Origin of the sequence: Streptococcus sp. VTCC 12905, assembly GCF_049893385.1 — a bacterium.
Classification (GTDB): domain Bacteria; phylum Bacillota; class Bacilli; order Lactobacillales; family Streptococcaceae; genus Streptococcus; species Streptococcus suis_AA.
The window spans coordinates 1-16,596 of record NZ_JBMVJC010000036.1; the positions used below are offsets into that span (position 1 = coordinate 1).

Genomic DNA, 16,596 nt, shown 5'->3' on the forward strand with positions numbered 1-16,596 from the left:
CTTCTGACTACATGCCTGACACTTGTATGCGTGTTGAACATGGTCAATACGCTTTAATTGTGCGGGAATGAAGACCAATTCTTGTCGTTGAACAGTAGAACCAATCTCTTTCAACTGTCCATGACAGTCTGGACAGGCACAATTTTCGCCCTGCAATTTGTGATGAACAATCTCTGGAGTGAACTGACTAAAAATAGCCTGACGAACTCCTTTAGTTTTCTGGCGTTTAGTTTATAGGTAATCGTTTCTGTTTCAACTGGGTAAGTCAGCTTCTTCTTCAGGGAGACTCTCCTCCCCAAACAAGCTCAGCTGACCGGGTTGATACACTACCTTATCTGATGATTTTCCGTAGAGTTTCTGTCTCAGATACTCAACCTGTTCACGAAGGATGGTCAACTCGTTGGTAAGTTGTTCAATCGTTGAGGACTGTTGTTTAATAATTGCCAATAACTCATCCATGCGATCGAGCCTCCTTCTTTTTATCTCATTATGCACAAAGAAAAGCCATGATTTCAATAGAAATCATGGCTTTTTGAAACATTTATTTTTGGAATGATAGAAAATCCTTTCATGAGCCAGTCCACCTGCTCGGAAGTGAGGGCTTTAACCTCCTCTTCATTGTTTGGTCAGGTCAATTTTCCATTCTCAAAACGTTTATACAATAACCAAAATCCTTGTCCGTCCCAGTAAAGAGCCTTGAATCGGTCTTTTCGCCCTCCACAAAAGAGATAGACCTGGACAGAGAAGAGATCCAGGTTGAACTGACTTTTGACAAAGTAGGCGAGAGAATCAATCCCTTGTCGCATATCCGTTTTCCCGCAAACCAAGTAGAATTGACCTAAATCACTGATCCGGATTGTCATAGAACAGTACCTTAACCAAGATTGTTTCCAATACCTCTTGGCTGATAGAGTGGAAGAAAATGAGTTCTACTTTTTCGAGACGAATCTTCATCAGGATCTCATTTCTGCTTTTCTTTTCAAAACGTCGTAATTTGGTAACAGTCAATGGGACGATGGGTTGTGACATAAAAAATCCTCCAGTTTTTTTATTACAGTATACTGAAGCAGTGAATGATTGGATAGGTACCTTGTTATGGGACGCTTACAACTTGCCTTGATGAACTTACTGTTCTATCATCGGTTTCGTTTTCTAGGTTGCTGTTGATTTTCATTGAGTATCCGTTTTATATCTGAAAGCTAATTCATCAACTATAGCTCGGTTTGTCAGTATGTTCGAAATCTGAGAGGAAATTGAATAAACTATTTTTTTTAAAATAAAAAGCAAAACTTCTTGCATTGTTTCCGATAATTTGGTAGACTGTTCTAGTGCCGTAAAATTCACGGCTATAGCTTTGATGCAAGAGGTTGCGACACGCTCGGTTGCATTGCCACGCAACACGTGTTGGTTTTCTTGCGGAGCTAGCCTATTATTCTAAATAGACGAAAAGGAGAAAAGATGGCAAACAAAAAAATCCGCATCCGCTTGAAAGCGTACGAACACCGTACACTTGATACAGCAGCTGCAAAAATCGTTGAAACTGCAACACGTACAGGTGCTCAAGTAGCAGGTCCAGTTCCGCTTCCAACAGAACGTAGCCTCTACACAATCATCCGTGCGACTCACAAGTATAAAGACTCTCGTGAGCAGTTCGAAATGCGTACACACAAACGTTTGGTAGATATCATTAACCCAACTCAAAAAACAGTTGATGCATTGATGAAATTGGATCTTCCAAGTGGTGTGAACGTAGAAATTAAATTGTAATCAAGCGGTGAGGCAAAAAAGCAAGTGTTCATTTAGTAATTGAACACGGGCTAAACTCCGTGTGAAAAAGATAAAATCGCCTAGGCTCGTTGAGTCGGCGTCAGATTTTCCTATTTTCACTTTGAGTTTGATGCTCTTTTTATCTTGATTTGAGCATGAAAAACGCTCGTTAAAAACTTTTTAACTATAAAATAAGAAAAGGAATATTTTTCTCATGACAAAAGGAATCTTAGGGAAAAAAGTGGGAATGACTCAAATCTTCACTGAATCAGGTGAATTTATCCCTGTTACTGTCATCGAAGCAACTCCAAACGTTGTTCTTCAAGTGAAAACAGTTGAAACTGACGGTTATGCAGCAGTTCAAGTTGGTTTTGATGACAAACGTGAAGTATTGAGCAACAAACCTGCCAAAGGCCATGTAGCTAAAGCTAACACTGCTCCTAAGCGCTTCATTCGTGAATTCAAAAACATTGAAGGCTTGGAAGTTGGACAAGAAATTACAGTTGAAACTTTCGCAGCTGGTGATGTTGTTGATGTAACTGGTACATCTAAAGGTAAAGGTTTCCAAGGTGTTATCAAACGCCATGGTCAATCACGTGGTCCTATGGCTCACGGTTCTCGTTACCACCGTCGTCCAGGTTCTATGGGTCCTGTTGCACCTAACCGTGTATTTAAAGGTAAAAATCTTGCAGGTCGCATGGGTGGCAACCGTGTAACAATCCAAAACCTTGAAGTTGTACAAGTTGTTCCGGAAAAGAATGTTATCCTTATCAAAGGTAACGTACCAGGTGCTAAGAAATCTCTTATCACTATCAAATCAGCAGTTAAAGCTGGTAAATAATAAGGAAAGGGGAAATCAGTCGAAATGGCAAACGTAACATTATTTGACCAAACTGGTAAACAAGCTGGTGAAGTAGTTCTTAACGATGCAATCTTTGGTATCGAGCCAAACCAAGCAGTTGTATTTGATGTGATCATCAGCCAACGTGCTAGCCTTCGTCAAGGTACTCACGCAGTTAAAAACCGCTCAGCAGTTTCAGGCGGCGGACGCAAACCATGGCGTCAAAAAGGAACTGGACGTGCTCGTCAAGGTTCTATCCGTTCACCACAATGGCGTGGTGGTGGCGTAGTCTTCGGACCAACTCCACGTTCATATGCGTACAAACTTCCACAAAAAGTTCGTCGCTTGGCACTTAAATCTGTTTACTCACAGAAAGTTGCCGAAAACAAATTTGTAGCTGTTAACTCACTTGAATTCACAGCTCCAAAAACTGCTGAATTTGCAAAAGTGCTTGCAGCATTGAGCATTGATTCTAAAGTCCTTGTTATTTTTGAAGAAGGCAACGAATTCGCAGCTCTTTCTGCTCGTAACATCCCAGGAGTGAAAGTTGCAACTGCAACTACTGCAAGCGTACTTGACATCGCAAATGCAGACAAACTTCTTGTAACTCAAGCAGCTATCTCTAAAATTGAGGAGGTTCTTGCATAATGAATTTGTATGATGTTATCAAAAAACCTGTCATCACAGAAAGCTCAATGGGCCAACTCGAAGCAGGCAAGTATGTATTTGAAGTTGACACTCGTGCACACAAACTCCTGATCAAACAAGCTGTTGAAGCTGCATTTGAAGGTGTTAAAGTTGCAAATGTTAACACAATCAACGTGAAACCTAAAACAAAACGTGTAGGTCGTTATGTAGGTCGCACAAACAAAGTAAAAAAAGCAATCATCACATTGACTGCTGATTCAAAAGCGATCGAATTGTTCGCTACAGCTGACGCTGAATAATCAAAGGAGGAATTAACGTGGGTATTAAAGTTTATAAACCAACGACAAATGGCCGTCGTAACATGACTTCTTTGGACTTCGCTGAAATCACGACAAGCACTCCAGAAAAAAGCTTGCTTGTTGCATTGAAAAACAAAGCTGGTCGTAACAACAATGGTCGCATCACAGTTCGTCACCAAGGTGGCGGTCACAAACGTTTCTACCGTTTGGTAGACTTCAAACGTAACAAAGATGGCGTTGAAGCAGTTGTTAAAACAATTGAATACGATCCAAACCGCTCAGCAAACATCGCTCTTGTACACTACACAGACGGTGTGAAAGCATACATCATCGCTCCTAAAGGTCTTGAAGTTGGTCAACGCATCGTTTCAGGTCCAGAAGCGGATATCAAAGTTGGTAATGCACTTCCACTTGCAAACATCCCAGTCGGTACTGTTGTTCACAACATCGAGTTGAAACCAGGTCGCGGTGGTGAGTTAGTTCGTGCTGCTGGTGCATCTGCACAGGTTCTTGGTCAAGAAGGTAAATACGTTCTTGTTCGCCTTCAATCAGGTGAAGTTCGTATGATCCTTGGTACTTGCCGTGCTACTGTTGGTACTGTAGGTAACGAACAACATGGCCTAGTAAACCTTGGTAAAGCAGGTCGTAGCCGTTGGAAAGGTATCCGTCCAACAGTTCGCGGTTCTGTAATGAACCCTAACGATCACCCACACGGTGGTGGTGAAGGTAAAGCGCCAGTTGGTCGTAAAGCACCATCTACTCCATGGGGTAAACCAGCTCTTGGTTTGAAAACTCGTAACAAGAAAGCTAAATCAGACAAACTTATCGTTCGTCGTCGCAACCAAAAGTAATTTATACTTAGTTGCTTAGTATGCTATATCATCCGCCAACTCGGTAGCCCGCATTGCGGGCAAGCCGCTGTGGTACATATTTTAAAGGAGAAAAAACTATAATGGGACGTAGTCTTAAAAAAGGACCTTTCGTCGATGAGCATTTGATAAAAAAAGTTGAAGCTCAAGCAAATGACGAAAAGAAAAAAGTAATTAAAACTTGGTCACGTCGTTCAACGATTTTCCCAAGTTTCATCGGTTATACAATTGCAGTTTACGATGGTCGTAAACACGTACCTGTATACATTCAAGAAGACATGGTAGGTCACAAACTTGGTGAATTCGCACCAACTCGTACTTACAAAGGTCATGCTGCTGACGACAAGAAAACTCGTCGTAAATAATTTAGGAGGAAAACACAATGGCAGAAATCACTTCAGCTAAAGCAACTGCTCGCACAGTACGTGTTTCACCTCGTAAATCACGTCTTGTCTTGGATAACATCCGTGGCAAAAGTGTAGCAGACGCAATCGCAATCTTGAAATTCACACCAAACAAAGCTGCAAGCATTATCGAAGGAGTTTTAAACTCAGCAATCGCTAACGCTGAAAACAACTTTGGTTTGGAAAAAGCTAACTTGGTAGTCAGCGAAGCATTCGCAAACGAAGGACCAACGTTGAAACGTTTCCGTCCTCGTGCGAAAGGTTCAGCTTCACCAATCAACAAACGCACAGCTCACATCACTGTAGTTGTGGCAGAGAAATAAGGAGGTAAAAACGTGGGTCAAAAAGTACATCCAATTGGTATGCGTGTTGGCATCATCCGTGATTGGGATGCTAAATGGTATGCTGAAAAAGAATACGCGGATTACCTTCATGAAGATCTTGCAATCCGCAACTTTATCAAAAAAGAATTGGCTGATGCGTCAACGTCAACAATCGAAATCGAACGTGCTGTAAACAAAGTAATCGTTTCTATCCACACTGCAAAACCAGGTATGGTTATCGGTAAAGCTGGTAGCAACGTTGATGCGCTTCGTGCTCAATTGAACAAATTGACTGGTAAACAAGTACACATCAACATCATCGAAATCAAACAGCCTGATTTGGATGCACACCTTGTTGGTGAGTCAATTGCTCGTCAATTGGAACAACGTGTGGCTTTCCGTCGTGCTCAAAAACAAGCTATCCAACGCACAATGCGCGCTGGTGCAAAAGGTATCAAAACACAAGTTTCTGGTCGTTTGAACGGTGCTGATATTGCCCGTGCAGAAGGCTATTCAGAAGGAACAGTTCCTCTTCATACACTTCGTGCGGATATCGACTATGCTTGGGAAGAAGCTTTGACAACTTACGGTAAACTAGGTGTTAAAGTTTGGATTTACCGTGGAGAAGTTCTTCCAGCTCGTAAAAACACTAAAGGAGGTAAATAACAAATGTTAGTACCTAAACGTGTAAAACACCGTCGTGAATTCCGTGGAAAAATGCGCGGTGAAGCTAAAGGTGGAAAACAAGTAGACTTTGGTCAATACGGTCTTCAAGCAACAACTAGCTCATGGATTACAAACCGCCAAATCGAAGCTGCCCGTATCGCTCTGACGCGTTACATGAAACGTGGTGGTAAAGTTTGGATTAAAATCTTCCCACACAAATCATACACTGCTAAAGCTATCGGTGTACGTATGGGTTCTGGTAAAGGTGCTCCTGAAGGTTGGGTAGCTCCAGTTAAACGCGGTAAGGTTATGTTTGAAATTGCTGGCGTTTCTGAAGAAGTCGCACGCGAAGCATTCCGCCTTGCTGGTCACAAATTGCCAGTTAAAGTTAAATTCGTAAAACGTGAAGCAGAATAAGGAGAAGACATGAAACTTCAAGAAATTAAAGATTTTGTAAAAGAACTTCGTGGCCTTTCTCAAGAAGAACTTGCTAAGAAAGAAAACGAATTGAAGAAAGAACTCTTCGAACTTCGTTTTCAAGCTGCTGCTGGTCAACTTGAGCAAACTGCTCGTTTGAACGAAGTGAAGAAACAAATTGCACGTATCAAAACTGTGCAATCTGAAACTAAATAATAGATTGGGAAAGGAGAATTTCAATGGAACGCAATAATCGTAAAGTTCTTGTTGGACGCGTAGTATCTGACAAAATGGACAAAACAATCACAGTTGTAGTTGAAACTAAACGTAACCACCCAGTCTATGGTAAACGTATTAACTACTCTAAAAAGTACAAAGCTCATGATGAAAACAATGTTGCTAAAGAAGGCGATATCGTTCGTATCATGGAAACTCGCCCACTTTCAGCTACAAAACGTTTCCGTCTTGTAGAAATTGTGGAAGAGGCAGTTATCATTTAATCAACCTGAAAGGAGAAAATTGACATGATTCAAACAGAAACCCGTTTGAAAGTTGCTGACAACAGTGGCGCACGTGAAATCTTGACAATCAAAGTTCTTGGTGGTTCAGGACGTAAATTCGCGAACATCGGCGACATCATCGTTGCTTCAGTAAAACAAGCTACTCCTGGTGGTGCGGTTAAAAAAGGTGACGTTGTTAAAGCCGTTATCGTTCGTACTAAGACAGGTGCTCGTCGTGCTGATGGTTCATATATCAAATTCGATGAGAATGCTGCAGTTATCATCCGTGAAGACAAAAACCCTCGCGGAACTCGTATCTTTGGCCCAGTGGCACGCGAATTGCGTGATGGCGGTTTCATGAAAATCGTTTCATTGGCACCAGAAGTACTTTAATTTAAAATCTAACAAACTAAGTCCCCTGGTTAACTAACTAACTAACTAACCAGGGTGCCCATTAGGGCGTAAGAAATTATAGGAGAAATCAAATGTTTGTAAAAAAAGGCGACAAAGTTCGCGTAATCGCTGGTAAAGACAAAGGCGTTGAAGCAGTTGTCGTAACAGCACTTCCAAAAGTTAACAAAGTGATTGTTGAAGGTGTTAACATCGTTAAGAAACACCAAAAACCAAACAACGAAAACCCTCAAGGTGCTATCGTTGAAAAAGAAGCTCCAATCCATGTGTCAAACGTTCAAGTTCTTGACAAAAATGGTGTTGCTGGACGCGTTGGTTATAAATTTGTAGACGGCAAAAAAGTTCGTTACAATAAAAAATCAGGCGAAGTGCTTGATTAATCACGAAGGAAAGGAGAAGTATAATGGCAAATCGTTTAAAAGAAAAATATCTTAAAGAAGTAGTTCCTGCCTTGACTGAACAATTTAACTATTCTTCAGTTATGGCTGTACCAAAAGTTGATAAGATCGTTTTGAACATGGGTGTTGGTGACGCTGTTTCTAACGCTAAAAACCTTGAAAAAGCTGCTCAAGAGTTGGCTTTGATTTCAGGTCAAAAACCACTTATCACTAAAGCTAAGAAATCAATCGCCGGCTTCCGTCTTCGTGAGGGTGTTGCAATCGGTGCGAAAGTAACTCTTCGTGGCGAACGTATGTATGAATTCTTGGATAAATTGGTTTCAGTTTCACTCCCACGAGTACGTGACTTCCACGGAGTACCAACTAAGTCATTCGACGGACGTGGTAACTTCACACTTGGTGTGAAAGAGCAATTGATCTTCCCAGAAATCAACTTCGACGATGTTGATAAAACTCGCGGTTTGGATATCGTTATCGTTACAACTGCTAACACTGACGAAGAATCACGTGCATTGCTTACTGGCCTTGGTATGCCATTTGCAAAATAAGAGGGAGAGAATAAATGGCTAAAAAATCAATGATCGCTAAGAACAAACGCCCAGCTAAGTTCTCAACTCAAGCCTACACACGCTGTGAAAAATGTGGACGTCCACACTCAGTTTACCGCAAATTCAAACTTTGCCGTGTATGCTTCCGCGACTTGGCTTACCTTGGACAGATTCCGGGTGTAACGAAAGCTTCTTGGTAAAATAAGATATGAGAGCGGTTAGCAACCAGCGCAAAGATAGGAGATTTGACGATGAAGTTTCCTTCTAGGAAAATCTATCTTCTTTGCTAAGGTTGTAGCTCTAACTCAAGTGTCTAAATAAACTCGATACAAAGTTTGCTTGTCAATTTGGATTTTAGCGCTCTTTGTATCATGAATTAACTAGTAAGTGATTTAATCAAACTGCTAGTAAGAGGAGAAACAACAAATGGTTATGACTGACCCAATTGCAGATTTTTTGACACGTATTCGTAATGCTAACCAAGCAAAACACGAAGTGCTTGAAGTACCTGCATCAAACATCAAAAAAGGTATTGCTACAATCCTTAAAAACGAAGGTTTTGTAAAAAACGTTGAATTTATCGAAGATGACAAGCAAGGCATCATCCGCGTATTCTTGAAATACGGACAAAACGGTGAAAAAGTTATTACTAACTTGAAACGTGTTTCAAAACCAGGTCTTCGTGTTTACTCAAAACATGAAGATATTCCTAAAGTTCTTAACGGACTTGGTATTGCAATCATCTCAACATCAGAAGGTCTTTTGACTGACAAAGAAGCTCGTCAAAAGAACGCTGGTGGTGAGGTTCTTGCATACGTTTGGTAATTGGATGATACCAAGAGCGTAGTGACCCAAGTGAAAATAGGAAATCAAACGAAGAATGCTTACATTCAAGTTTGATTTATCTTTTTCACACAGGTCATAGCTCGGGTTAAAATCTAACAATCTGATTTAAATGTATCATAAAACCAAATAGCATGATTGCTTCTCAAGTGCAATCATGAATCCTGCTCATTCGCACACGGGCTAAAGTCTGTAAAAAAGACAATCCTTCCTCGAAGCTTAGGCTTCTGAGTTAGGGTTCCTATTTTTACTTTGACTTTTTTACGCCCTCTGTAGCATGAGCCCCCGTGAAAACTAGTCGCTTGACGGCTTGATAATTTAACAGGAGAAATAAAAAACATGTCACGTATTGGTAATAAAATTATTACATTGCCTGCTGGTGTTGAGCTTACTCAAGACAACGGTGTGGTAACTGTAAAAGGACCTAAAGGGGAATTGACTCGTGAATTCCCGGCTGCTATTGAAATCCGTGTGGAAGGTACAGAAGTAACTCTTCACCGTCCAAACGATTCAAAAGAAATGAAGACTATTCACGGTACTAGCCGTGCCAACCTCAATAACATGGTTGTTGGTGTTTCTGAAGGCTTCAAAAAAGAACTTGAAATGCGTGGTGTCGGTTATCGTGCGCAATTAGCTGGTAACAAATTGACACTTGCTGTTGGTAAATCACATCCAGATGAAGTGGTTGCACCAGAAGGTATTACATTTGAAGTTCCGACACCAACACAAATCGTCGTGTCTGGTATCAACAAAGAAGTTGTTGGTCAAACAGCAGCTTACATCCGTAGCCTTCGCGCTCCTGAGCCATACAAAGGTAAAGGTATTCGTTATGTTGGTGAATTCGTTCGCCGCAAAGAAGGTAAAACAGGTAAATAATAAGTTGCTGAGGTGGCTATGCCACCTGGCTGACTATTTCTCAAATTGTTTCGAAAGAAACAGAATCATACATTAAGAGGTGAATATTGTGATTTCAAAACCAGATAAAAACAAAATCCGCCAAAAACGCCATCGTCGCGTTCGCGGTAAAATCTCTGGAACTGCTGCTCGCCCACGTTTGAACATTTTCCGTTCTAATACAGGCATCTACGCTCAAGTGATTGATGACGTAGCGGGTGTAACGCTCGCAAGCGCTTCTACTCTTGATAAAGAAGTTTCAAAAGGTACTAAGACAGAACAAGCTGTTGTTGTAGGTAAACTCGTTGCTGAACGCGCGGTAGCTAAAGGTATTTCTGAAGTGGTCTTTGACCGCGGTGGATATCTCTATCACGGACGTGTGAAAGCTTTGGCTGAATCAGCTCGTGAAAACGGATTGAAATTCTAATAGGGAGGACACTAAGAAATGGCATTCAAAGATAACGCAGTTGAAATTGAAGAACGCGTAGTAGCCATCAACCGTGTTACAAAAGTTGTTAAAGGTGGACGTCGTCTTCGTTTCGCAGCTCTTGTGGTTGTTGGTGACCGTAACGGTCGCGTAGGTTTCGGTACTGGTAAAGCTCAAGAAGTACCAGAAGCTATCCGTAAAGCAGTTGAATCTGCTAAGAAAAACATGATTGAAGTACCAATGGTTGGTACAACAATCCCTCACGAAGTTCGTTCAGAATTTGGCGGAGCTCGTGTATTGTTGAAACCTGCTGCTGAAGGTTCTGGGGTTGCTGCCGGTGGTGCAACTCGTGCCGTAATCGAATTGGCAGGTATCGCAGATGTGACTTCTAAGTCACTTGGTTCAAACACACCAATCAACATCGTTCGTGCAACTGTTGAAGGTTTGAAACAATTGAAACGTGCTGAAGAAGTGGCTGCACTTCGTGGCATCTCAGTTTCTGATTTAGCATAAGAAAGGAGATACTAATGGCTCAAATTAAAATTACTTTGACTAAGTCTCCAATCGGTCGCAAACCAGAGCAACGTAAAACAGTTGTTGCACTTGGACTTGGTAAATTGAACTCTTCAGTTGTTAAGGAAGATAACGTAGCTATTCTTGGAATGGTTAATGCTATCTCTCACTTGGTAACTGTTGAAGAAGTTAAGTAATCATACAAATAGGCTAAGTCGCATAGAAGAATCTTTGCGGCTTCTAGTCCATTTTTACATAAGGCGAGTTTGTGAATGAAGACTCTTGTACTTCACAGGCGCTAGCATATAAAAGAGGAGAAAATAATAATGAAACTTCATGAATTACAACCTGCTACAGGTTCACGTAAAGTACGCAACCGTGTAGGTCGTGGTACATCATCAGGTAACGGTAAAACATCTGGCCGTGGTCAAAAAGGTCAAAAGGCTCGTAGCGGTGGTGGTGTTCGCCTAGGTTTTGAAGGTGGACAAACTCCATTGTTCCGTAGAATTCCAAAACGTGGCTTTACAAACATCAACGCTAAAGAATATGCAATCGTTAACCTTGATCAATTGAACGCTTTTGAAGATGGTGCAGAAGTAACACCAGTTGTACTTATCGAAACTGGAATCGTTAAAGCTGAAAAATCAGGAATTAAAATTCTTGGTAACGGTGAATTAACGAAGAAATTGACAGTTAAAGCTGCTAAATTCTCTAAATCAGCTGAAGAAGCAATCACTTCTAAAGGTGGGTCAGTAGAAGTCATCTAAGAGGTGCCAACCTATGTTTTTAAAACTTTTAAAAGACGCCGTAAAGGTTAGATTAGTACGTAACAAAATATTGTTCACTATCTTCATCCTTTTTGTCTTCCGAGTTGGAACTCACATTACAGTTCCAGGTATTAACGCCAAGAGTCTTGAAGCCCTCTCAAATGTACCGTTTTTAAATATGTTGAGCTTGGTTTCAGGAAACGCAATGCGTAATTTTTCAGTTTTTGCACTAGGGGTTAGTCCATATATCACTGCTTCGATTATTGTTCAACTTTTACAAATGGATATCCTTCCAAAATTTGTTGAATGGGGTAAGCAAGGTGAAGTGGGCCGTCGCAAACTGAATCAAGCAACGCGTTATATCTCTTTGGGATTAGCTTTTGTCCAATCTATTGGTATTACTGCAGGTTTTAATGCGCTTTCGGGTGTACAACTGACAAATATGCCTTTGAATTGGCAAATGTACCTTTTAATCGGTTCTATTTTGACAACTGGTTCAGCCATTGTAACTTGGTTGGGTGAGCAGATTACAGAAAAAGGGTATGGAAATGGTACGTCCATGATTATCTTCGCAGGGATTATATCTTCCCTACCAGGAACGTTTCACGAGATTTATATTGATCGTTTTGTCAATATTGAATCTAGTCGATTGGGAGAATCAGCTATCTTTGTAGCAATCTTGGTTGTATTAATTTTATTAGTCGTTTACTTCACGACATTTGTACAACAAGCAGAATACAAATTGCCAATCCAATATACAAAAAGAGCTCAAGGAGCACCATCTAGTTCTTACTTACCATTGAAATTAAATCCAGCAGGTGTTATTCCCGTGATTTTTGCTGGTTCAATTACAGCAGTACCTACATCTCTTATTCAATACTTTGCAAGTCAGAATCAGAGTGCAGGTTGGTTATTGACTGTTCAGGAATATTTTGATTATTCAACGGTAAAAGGAATGCTGGTATATGCCGGATTGATTATTGTTTTCACATTCTTCTATACCTTTGTTCAAGTCAATCCAGAAAAAACTGCTGAAAGCCTTCAAAAGAGCGCAGCATATATCCATGGGGTTCGACCTGGTAACGGGACTGAGCAATATCTGTCTAAGCTTCTAACAAGATTGGCAACAGTTGGTGCTTTATTCTTGAGTTTTGTTGCTTTGTTGCCGATTATTGCACAAAATCTCTTTGGACTTTCTTCAAATATTGCATTCCTAGGTACAAGTTTGATCATTGTTATCTCTACAAGTATTGAAGGAATCAAGCAATTGGAAGGCTACCTTCTTAAGAGAAAATATGTAGGTTTCTTAGAAATTACAGAATAGAATACAGGTTGACCTCGTCAACCTTCTATTTTGTTTTTAGATAAGTTTGTCAATATTGGCAAACTTATGTGAAAACAAAATAAGGAGTTTGTCATGAATCTTTTAATTATGGGTTTACCAGGTGCTGGTAAAGGAACACAAGCAGCTAAGATTGTTGAGAAATATAATGTTGCTCACATTTCAACTGGCGACATGTTTCGCGCAGCAATAGCTAATCAAACTGAAATGGGCAAATTAGCTAAGTCATATATTGACAAAGGCGAACTTGTGCCTGATGAGGTTACAAATGGTATTGTGAAAGAGCGTTTAGCTCAGAATGATATCAAAGAAAAAGGTTTCTTATTAGATGGATACCCACGAACAATTGAACAAGCATATGCGCTTGATACAAACCTAGATGAGTTAGATATTGAGCTGCAGGGAGTCATCAATATTGAAATTGATCCTTCTAAACTTGTAGAACGTCTCAGTGGACGTATCATTCATAAAGAAACTGGGGAAACGTTCCATAAAGTATTCAACCCACCTGTTGGAGACTATAAGGAAGAAGATTTTTATCAACGTGAAGATGACAAACCAGAGTCTGTTAAGCGCCGTTTAGAAGTAAACATTGCCCAAGGTCAGCCGATTATCGACCATTATCGTGCAAAAGGTTTGGTACATGATATTGAAGGCGATCAAGACATCGAACTTGTTTTCCAAGCAATTGATACTGTATTATCAAAATTGCAATAATCTAATGGATTTGGCTTGCGTTTTTCTTGCAAAGATGATAAAATAGCCTAGTCTGACTTATAATTGTTACCTCTGTTGTTCAGAGGACATCAAATCGATATTTAGAGAGGGGTTACTTTTGCATGGCAAAAGAAGATGTGATTGAAATTGAAGGCAAAGTAGTCGATACAATGCCAAATGCTATGTTTACTGTTGAGTTGGAAAACGGACACCAAGTCCTTGCAACTGTTTCTGGTAAAATCCGTAAAAACTACATTCGTATTTTGGTCGGTGACCGCGTAACTGTTGAGCTTAGTCCTTACGACTTGACACGTGGACGTATCACATACCGCTTTAAATAGTCGAAATACTTGGAGGGATTAAACATGAAAGTAAGACCATCGGTCAAACCAATTTGCGAATACTGCAAAGTTATTCGTCGTAATGGTCGTGTTATGGTAATTTGCCCAGCAAACCCTAAACACAAGCAACGTCAAGGTTAAGAAATAGAAAGGAGAAAACATGGCTCGTATTGCTGGAGTTGACATTCCAAATGACAAACGTGTAGTTATTTCATTGACTTATGTTTATGGTATCGGTCTTGCAACATCTAAAAAAATTCTTGCAGCTGCAGGCATTTCAGAAGATGTACGCGTGAAAGATTTGACATCAGATCAAGAAGATGCTATTCGTCGTGAAGTTGATGCAATCAAAGTTGAAGGTGACCTCCGTCGTGAAGTTAACTTGAACATTAAACGTTTGATGGAAATCGGTTCATACCGTGGAATCCGTCACCGTCGTGGACTTCCTGTCCGTGGACAAAACACTAAAAACAATGCTCGTACTCGTAAAGGTAAAGCCGTTGCGATTGCAGGTAAGAAAAAATAATATAGGAGGTAGAAAAATTGGCTAAACCAACACGTAAACGTCGTGTGAAAAAGAATATCGAATCCGGTATTGCACATATTCACGCTACATTTAATAACACAATTGTTATGATTACTGATGTGCATGGTAACGCTATTGCTTGGTCATCAGCTGGTGCTCTTGGTTTTAAAGGTTCACGTAAATCTACACCATTCGCAGCCCAAATGGCTTCAGAAGCAGCTGCTAAATCTGCACAAGAACACGGTCTAAAAACAGTTGAAGTTACCGTTAAAGGCCCAGGTTCAGGTCGTGAGTCTGCTATCCGCGCTCTTGCTGCCGCTGGTCTTGAAGTAACAGCAATTCGTGATGTGACTCCTGTACCACACAATGGTGCTCGTCCTCCAAAACGTCGCCGTGTATAATCATACATACCATACACAGCTTTTCGTTTAAGAGGGAGTAAGAAATGATTGAGTTTGAAAAACCAACAATAACAAAAATTGATGAAAATAAAGATTACGGCAGATTTGTAATCGAGCCATTAGAACGTGGTTACGGTACAACTCTTGGTAACTCTCTTCGTCGTGTACTTCTTGCATCACTCCCAGGTGCTGCAATTACATCAATTAAAATTGATGGTGTACTCCACGAATTCGACACAGTTCCGGGTGTCCGTGAAGATGTTATGCAAATCATTCTTAACATCAAAGGCATTGCTGTAAAATCTTATGTCGAAGACGAAAAGAAAATTGAACTTGATGTAGTAGGTCCAGCTGAAGTGACAGCAGGTGACATTCTTACAGATAGTGACATAGAAATTGTAAACCCTGACCATTATCTATTTACCATTGCTGAAGGTAAAACATTTAAAGCGATTTTGACAGTCAATTCAGGTCGTGGTTATGTCCCTGCAGAAGGTAATAAAAAAGATGACGCGCCAGTAGGTACACTTGCTGTAGATTCTATCTATACGCCAGTAAAAAAAGTCAATTATCAAGTTGAACCAGCCCGTGTTGGTAGCAACGATGGTTTTGACAAATTAACACTTGAAATCAGTACTAATGGTACTATTATTCCAGAAGATGCTCTAGGTCTTTCTGCACGTATTTTGATGGAACACCTTGGTCTATTTACAGATTTGACTGAAGTTGCAAAGTCAGCAGATGTGATGAAAGAAACAGAGACTGCATCGGATGATCGCATGCTTGATCGTACGATTGAGGAATTGGACCTTTCTGTTCGCTCATATAACTGTCTTAAACGTGCAGGTATCAACACTGTATTTGATTTGACAGAGAAGACTGAACCAGAAATGATGAAAGTGCGCAATCTTGGCCGTAAGAGTCTTGAAGAAGTCAAAGTTAAATTGGCAGATCTTGGTCTAGGATTGAAAAAAGATAAATAATATAGGAGGAAATCATGGCATACCGTAAACTAGGACGCACTAGCTCACAACGTAAAGCAATGTTGCGCGATTTGACAACTGACCTTTTGATCAACGAATCAATTGTTACAACTGAAGCTCGTGCTAAAGAAATCCGTAAAACAGTTGAAAAAATGATCACACTTGGTAAACGTGGTGACTTGCACGCTCGTCGTCAAGCTGCTGCATTTGTTCGTAATGAAATTGCATCTGAAAACTATGATGAAGCAACAGATAAGTATACTTCTACAACTGCACTTCAAAAATTGTTCTCAGAAATCGCACCTCGTTATGCTGAACGCAACGGTGGATACACTCGTATTCTAAAAACTGAACCACGTCGTGGCGATGCTGCCCCAATGGCAATTATCGAACTTGTATAAGATCATCAATTTTGTTGAGTGTTATGATGATGGAATTCCATGTGGGTTCTTAGTCTAGCTCTGGTCTACCGCCGAGCCTGTCTCGGCGGTAACACTCATCATATTGATTGGACGCTTGTTTACGAAATTATTCTAAAGTAGAATAATTTCGTAAGCAGGCGTTTTTCTTTCTAGGCTCTTTGTCAACTGTAGTGGGTAGATGAAAAGCGGCTCTTTGTCAACTGTAGTGGGTAGATGAAAAGCTAACACCTAGAGAGGACGAACTTCGTCCTATCTTTCTTTATCTCTTTCTTGTTTTTAGGAGATAAGCTGAAAAGGGCTCTCCCCAGCCCTTTTCACTGTTCAATGCA

The 16,596-nt window shown here is 40.5% G+C and carries 32 protein-coding genes and 1 pseudogene; 29 read left to right on the forward strand and 4 right to left on the reverse strand.

Annotation, left to right across the window (positions count from 1 at the left end):
- The 4 genes and pseudogenes from ACPC58_RS10155 to ACPC58_RS10170 all read right to left on the reverse strand — a co-directional run.
- Nucleotides 1-299, reverse strand: a pseudogene (locus ACPC58_RS10155) (IS66 family transposase zinc-finger binding domain-containing protein); the annotation flags it as partial.
- A complete protein-coding gene (locus tag ACPC58_RS10160; RefSeq protein ID WP_274504375.1) occupies nucleotides 253-459 on the reverse strand; it encodes a transposase in 207 nt (68 codons plus the stop codon). The gene ACPC58_RS10160 and the pseudogene ACPC58_RS10155, both read right to left, overlap by 47 nt.
- 167 nt (nucleotides 460-626) lie before the next feature.
- Nucleotides 627-863 (reverse strand): IS66 family insertion sequence element accessory protein TnpB, encoded by a 237-nt coding sequence (gene tnpB, locus ACPC58_RS10165; protein WP_434065943.1) that lies wholly within the window; start codon nucleotides 861-863, stop codon nucleotides 627-629.
- Entirely contained in the window at nucleotides 844-1,029 is a 186-nt protein-coding gene (locus ACPC58_RS10170) for a hypothetical protein (RefSeq protein ID WP_217374368.1), read from the reverse strand. Before ACPC58_RS10170 ends, tnpB begins: the two co-directional genes overlap by 20 nt.
- A 429-nt stretch (nucleotides 1,030-1,458) precedes the next feature.
- Here ACPC58_RS10170 and rpsJ point away from each other — a divergent pair, with 429 nt between their 5' ends.
- From rpsJ to rplQ, 29 genes are all read left to right on the forward strand, one after another.
- Nucleotides 1,459-1,767, forward strand: coding sequence for a 30S ribosomal protein S10 (gene rpsJ, locus ACPC58_RS10175; protein WP_024391481.1), 309 nt, complete (start codon nucleotides 1,459-1,461; stop codon nucleotides 1,765-1,767).
- 214 nt (nucleotides 1,768-1,981) lie between these two features.
- Complete coding sequence (gene rplC / locus ACPC58_RS10180) at nucleotides 1,982-2,608, forward strand: 50S ribosomal protein L3 (RefSeq protein WP_011921686.1); 627 nt, start codon at nucleotides 1,982-1,984, stop codon at nucleotides 2,606-2,608.
- A gap of 24 nt (nucleotides 2,609-2,632) precedes the next feature.
- Nucleotides 2,633-3,256 carry a 50S ribosomal protein L4 gene (gene rplD / locus ACPC58_RS10185; RefSeq protein WP_105126490.1) on the forward strand — a complete coding sequence of 208 codons (624 nt, stop codon included), beginning with the start codon at nucleotides 2,633-2,635 and terminating at the stop codon, nucleotides 3,254-3,256.
- Nucleotides 3,256-3,555 carry a 50S ribosomal protein L23 gene (locus ACPC58_RS10190; protein WP_024379978.1) on the forward strand — a complete coding sequence of 100 codons (300 nt, stop codon included), beginning with the start codon at nucleotides 3,256-3,258 and terminating at the stop codon, nucleotides 3,553-3,555. Before rplD ends, ACPC58_RS10190 begins: the two co-directional genes overlap by 1 nt.
- A 17-nt stretch (nucleotides 3,556-3,572) precedes the next feature.
- Nucleotides 3,573-4,406, forward strand: coding sequence for a 50S ribosomal protein L2 (gene rplB, locus ACPC58_RS10195; protein WP_024391479.1), 834 nt, complete (start codon nucleotides 3,573-3,575; stop codon nucleotides 4,404-4,406).
- Nucleotides 4,407-4,507: 101 nt separating this feature from the next.
- Nucleotides 4,508-4,789, forward strand: a complete 282-nt coding sequence (gene rpsS, locus ACPC58_RS10200; RefSeq protein WP_217374367.1) for a 30S ribosomal protein S19 — start codon at nucleotides 4,508-4,510, stop codon at nucleotides 4,787-4,789.
- 17 nt (nucleotides 4,790-4,806) lie between these two features.
- A complete protein-coding gene (gene rplV / locus ACPC58_RS10205; protein ID WP_023369052.1) occupies nucleotides 4,807-5,151 on the forward strand; it encodes a 50S ribosomal protein L22 in 345 nt (114 codons plus the stop codon).
- Nucleotides 5,152-5,163: 12 nt separating this feature from the next.
- Nucleotides 5,164-5,817 (forward strand): 30S ribosomal protein S3, encoded by a 654-nt coding sequence (rpsC, locus tag ACPC58_RS10210; RefSeq protein ID WP_024391478.1) that lies wholly within the window; start codon nucleotides 5,164-5,166, stop codon nucleotides 5,815-5,817.
- Between the two features lie 3 nt (nucleotides 5,818-5,820).
- Entirely contained in the window at nucleotides 5,821-6,234 is a 414-nt protein-coding gene (gene rplP / locus ACPC58_RS10215; RefSeq protein WP_217374366.1) for a 50S ribosomal protein L16, read from the forward strand.
- Between the two features lie 9 nt (nucleotides 6,235-6,243).
- The gene (gene rpmC / locus ACPC58_RS10220; protein WP_002936659.1) at nucleotides 6,244-6,450 is read left to right on the forward strand and encodes a 50S ribosomal protein L29; all 207 of its coding nucleotides are present in this window, start codon (nucleotides 6,244-6,246) and stop codon (nucleotides 6,448-6,450) included.
- A gap of 23 nt (nucleotides 6,451-6,473) precedes the next feature.
- Nucleotides 6,474-6,734 (forward strand): 30S ribosomal protein S17, encoded by a 261-nt coding sequence (gene rpsQ / locus ACPC58_RS10225; RefSeq protein ID WP_217374365.1) that lies wholly within the window; start codon nucleotides 6,474-6,476, stop codon nucleotides 6,732-6,734.
- A 24-nt stretch (nucleotides 6,735-6,758) separates the two neighbouring features.
- On the forward strand, nucleotides 6,759-7,127 hold the full coding sequence (gene rplN, locus ACPC58_RS10230) for a 50S ribosomal protein L14 (protein WP_002936658.1): 369 nt from the start codon (nucleotides 6,759-6,761) through the stop codon (nucleotides 7,125-7,127).
- Between the two features lie 92 nt (nucleotides 7,128-7,219).
- Nucleotides 7,220-7,525 (forward strand): 50S ribosomal protein L24, encoded by a 306-nt coding sequence (rplX, locus tag ACPC58_RS10235; RefSeq protein WP_024391476.1) that lies wholly within the window; start codon nucleotides 7,220-7,222, stop codon nucleotides 7,523-7,525.
- Between the two features lie 23 nt (nucleotides 7,526-7,548).
- Nucleotides 7,549-8,091, forward strand: a complete 543-nt coding sequence (gene rplE, locus ACPC58_RS10240; RefSeq protein WP_171989236.1) for a 50S ribosomal protein L5 — start codon at nucleotides 7,549-7,551, stop codon at nucleotides 8,089-8,091.
- Nucleotides 8,092-8,105: 14 nt separating this feature from the next.
- Nucleotides 8,106-8,291: a type Z 30S ribosomal protein S14 gene (locus ACPC58_RS10245; RefSeq protein ID WP_002936651.1), complete on the forward strand. Its 186-nt coding sequence runs from the start codon at nucleotides 8,106-8,108 to the stop codon at nucleotides 8,289-8,291.
- Nucleotides 8,292-8,517: 226 nt separating this feature from the next.
- Entirely contained in the window at nucleotides 8,518-8,916 is a 399-nt protein-coding gene (gene rpsH, locus ACPC58_RS10250; protein WP_217374364.1) for a 30S ribosomal protein S8, read from the forward strand.
- A gap of 357 nt (nucleotides 8,917-9,273) precedes the next feature.
- Nucleotides 9,274-9,810 (forward strand): 50S ribosomal protein L6, encoded by a 537-nt coding sequence (gene rplF / locus ACPC58_RS10255; protein WP_217374363.1) that lies wholly within the window; start codon nucleotides 9,274-9,276, stop codon nucleotides 9,808-9,810.
- A gap of 88 nt (nucleotides 9,811-9,898) precedes the next feature.
- Nucleotides 9,899-10,255 (forward strand): 50S ribosomal protein L18, encoded by a 357-nt coding sequence (gene rplR / locus ACPC58_RS10260; RefSeq protein WP_002936641.1) that lies wholly within the window; start codon nucleotides 9,899-9,901, stop codon nucleotides 10,253-10,255.
- An 18-nt stretch (nucleotides 10,256-10,273) separates the two neighbouring features.
- Entirely contained in the window at nucleotides 10,274-10,768 is a 495-nt protein-coding gene (rpsE, locus tag ACPC58_RS10265) for a 30S ribosomal protein S5 (protein ID WP_024391473.1), read from the forward strand.
- A 14-nt stretch (nucleotides 10,769-10,782) separates the two neighbouring features.
- Nucleotides 10,783-10,965: a 50S ribosomal protein L30 gene (gene rpmD, locus ACPC58_RS10270; RefSeq protein WP_171989233.1), complete on the forward strand. Its 183-nt coding sequence runs from the start codon at nucleotides 10,783-10,785 to the stop codon at nucleotides 10,963-10,965.
- A 129-nt stretch (nucleotides 10,966-11,094) separates the two neighbouring features.
- A complete protein-coding gene (rplO, locus tag ACPC58_RS10275) occupies nucleotides 11,095-11,535 on the forward strand; it encodes a 50S ribosomal protein L15 (RefSeq protein ID WP_217374362.1) in 441 nt (146 codons plus the stop codon).
- Between the two features lie 13 nt (nucleotides 11,536-11,548).
- On the forward strand, nucleotides 11,549-12,859 hold the full coding sequence (secY, locus tag ACPC58_RS10280; RefSeq protein ID WP_434065944.1) for a preprotein translocase subunit SecY: 1,311 nt from the start codon (nucleotides 11,549-11,551) through the stop codon (nucleotides 12,857-12,859).
- 93 nt (nucleotides 12,860-12,952) lie between these two features.
- Nucleotides 12,953-13,594: an adenylate kinase gene (locus ACPC58_RS10285; protein WP_130554797.1), complete on the forward strand. Its 642-nt coding sequence runs from the start codon at nucleotides 12,953-12,955 to the stop codon at nucleotides 13,592-13,594.
- Between the two features lie 122 nt (nucleotides 13,595-13,716).
- A complete protein-coding gene (gene infA / locus ACPC58_RS10290; RefSeq protein WP_002936627.1) occupies nucleotides 13,717-13,935 on the forward strand; it encodes a translation initiation factor IF-1 in 219 nt (72 codons plus the stop codon).
- A 24-nt stretch (nucleotides 13,936-13,959) separates the two neighbouring features.
- A complete protein-coding gene (rpmJ, locus tag ACPC58_RS10295) occupies nucleotides 13,960-14,076 on the forward strand; it encodes a 50S ribosomal protein L36 (protein ID WP_001808836.1) in 117 nt (38 codons plus the stop codon).
- 19 nt (nucleotides 14,077-14,095) lie between these two features.
- Entirely contained in the window at nucleotides 14,096-14,461 is a 366-nt protein-coding gene (rpsM, locus tag ACPC58_RS10300) for a 30S ribosomal protein S13 (RefSeq protein ID WP_002936622.1), read from the forward strand.
- A 17-nt stretch (nucleotides 14,462-14,478) separates the two neighbouring features.
- Nucleotides 14,479-14,862, forward strand: a complete 384-nt coding sequence (gene rpsK / locus ACPC58_RS10305) for a 30S ribosomal protein S11 (protein WP_004195509.1) — start codon at nucleotides 14,479-14,481, stop codon at nucleotides 14,860-14,862.
- 44 nt (nucleotides 14,863-14,906) lie between these two features.
- Entirely contained in the window at nucleotides 14,907-15,845 is a 939-nt protein-coding gene (locus ACPC58_RS10310; protein WP_217374361.1) for a DNA-directed RNA polymerase subunit alpha, read from the forward strand.
- 14 nt (nucleotides 15,846-15,859) lie between these two features.
- A complete protein-coding gene (gene rplQ, locus ACPC58_RS10315; RefSeq protein WP_000331493.1) occupies nucleotides 15,860-16,246 on the forward strand; it encodes a 50S ribosomal protein L17 in 387 nt (128 codons plus the stop codon).
- The last annotated feature ends 350 nt before the right edge of the window (nucleotides 16,247-16,596 follow it).

Coding starts and splice junctions, on each gene's coding strand:
- rplP (WP_217374366.1), top strand. CDS start 5,821: ATGTTAGTACCTAAACGTGTAAAACACCGTCGTGAATTCCGTGGAAAA.
- rplN (WP_002936658.1), top strand. CDS start 6,759: ATGATTCAAACAGAAACCCGTTTGAAAGTTGCTGACAACAGTGGCGCA.
- rplD (WP_105126490.1), top strand. CDS start 2,633: ATGGCAAACGTAACATTATTTGACCAAACTGGTAAACAAGCTGGTGAA.
- ACPC58_RS10170 (WP_217374368.1), bottom strand. CDS start 1,029: ATGTCACAACCCATCGTCCCATTGACTGTTACCAAATTACGACGTTTT.
- tnpB (WP_434065943.1), bottom strand. CDS start 863: ATGACAATCCGGATCAGTGATTTAGGTCAATTCTACTTGGTTTGCGGG.
- rpmD (WP_171989233.1), top strand. CDS start 10,783: ATGGCTCAAATTAAAATTACTTTGACTAAGTCTCCAATCGGTCGCAAA.
- secY (WP_434065944.1), top strand. CDS start 11,549: ATGTTTTTAAAACTTTTAAAAGACGCCGTAAAGGTTAGATTAGTACGT.
- rpsQ (WP_217374365.1), top strand. CDS start 6,474: ATGGAACGCAATAATCGTAAAGTTCTTGTTGGACGCGTAGTATCTGAC.
- rplE (WP_171989236.1), top strand. CDS start 7,549: ATGGCAAATCGTTTAAAAGAAAAATATCTTAAAGAAGTAGTTCCTGCC.
- rplO (WP_217374362.1), top strand. CDS start 11,095: ATGAAACTTCATGAATTACAACCTGCTACAGGTTCACGTAAAGTACGC.
- rplF (WP_217374363.1), top strand. CDS start 9,274: ATGTCACGTATTGGTAATAAAATTATTACATTGCCTGCTGGTGTTGAG.
- rpmC (WP_002936659.1), top strand. CDS start 6,244: ATGAAACTTCAAGAAATTAAAGATTTTGTAAAAGAACTTCGTGGCCTT.
- rplQ (WP_000331493.1), top strand. CDS start 15,860: ATGGCATACCGTAAACTAGGACGCACTAGCTCACAACGTAAAGCAATG.
- ACPC58_RS10190 (WP_024379978.1), top strand. CDS start 3,256: ATGAATTTGTATGATGTTATCAAAAAACCTGTCATCACAGAAAGCTCA.
- rpsM (WP_002936622.1), top strand. CDS start 14,096: ATGGCTCGTATTGCTGGAGTTGACATTCCAAATGACAAACGTGTAGTT.
- ACPC58_RS10310 (WP_217374361.1), top strand. CDS start 14,907: ATGATTGAGTTTGAAAAACCAACAATAACAAAAATTGATGAAAATAAA.
- rpsH (WP_217374364.1), top strand. CDS start 8,518: ATGGTTATGACTGACCCAATTGCAGATTTTTTGACACGTATTCGTAAT.
- rpmJ (WP_001808836.1), top strand. CDS start 13,960: ATGAAAGTAAGACCATCGGTCAAACCAATTTGCGAATACTGCAAAGTT.
- ACPC58_RS10245 (WP_002936651.1), top strand. CDS start 8,106: ATGGCTAAAAAATCAATGATCGCTAAGAACAAACGCCCAGCTAAGTTC.
- infA (WP_002936627.1), top strand. CDS start 13,717: ATGGCAAAAGAAGATGTGATTGAAATTGAAGGCAAAGTAGTCGATACA.
- rplX (WP_024391476.1), top strand. CDS start 7,220: ATGTTTGTAAAAAAAGGCGACAAAGTTCGCGTAATCGCTGGTAAAGAC.
- rpsJ (WP_024391481.1), top strand. CDS start 1,459: ATGGCAAACAAAAAAATCCGCATCCGCTTGAAAGCGTACGAACACCGT.
- ACPC58_RS10285 (WP_130554797.1), top strand. CDS start 12,953: ATGAATCTTTTAATTATGGGTTTACCAGGTGCTGGTAAAGGAACACAA.
- rplV (WP_023369052.1), top strand. CDS start 4,807: ATGGCAGAAATCACTTCAGCTAAAGCAACTGCTCGCACAGTACGTGTT.
- rplC (WP_011921686.1), top strand. CDS start 1,982: ATGACAAAAGGAATCTTAGGGAAAAAAGTGGGAATGACTCAAATCTTC.
- rpsE (WP_024391473.1), top strand. CDS start 10,274: ATGGCATTCAAAGATAACGCAGTTGAAATTGAAGAACGCGTAGTAGCC.
- ACPC58_RS10160 (WP_274504375.1), bottom strand. CDS start 459: ATGGATGAGTTATTGGCAATTATTAAACAACAGTCCTCAACGATTGAA.
- rpsS (WP_217374367.1), top strand. CDS start 4,508: ATGGGACGTAGTCTTAAAAAAGGACCTTTCGTCGATGAGCATTTGATA.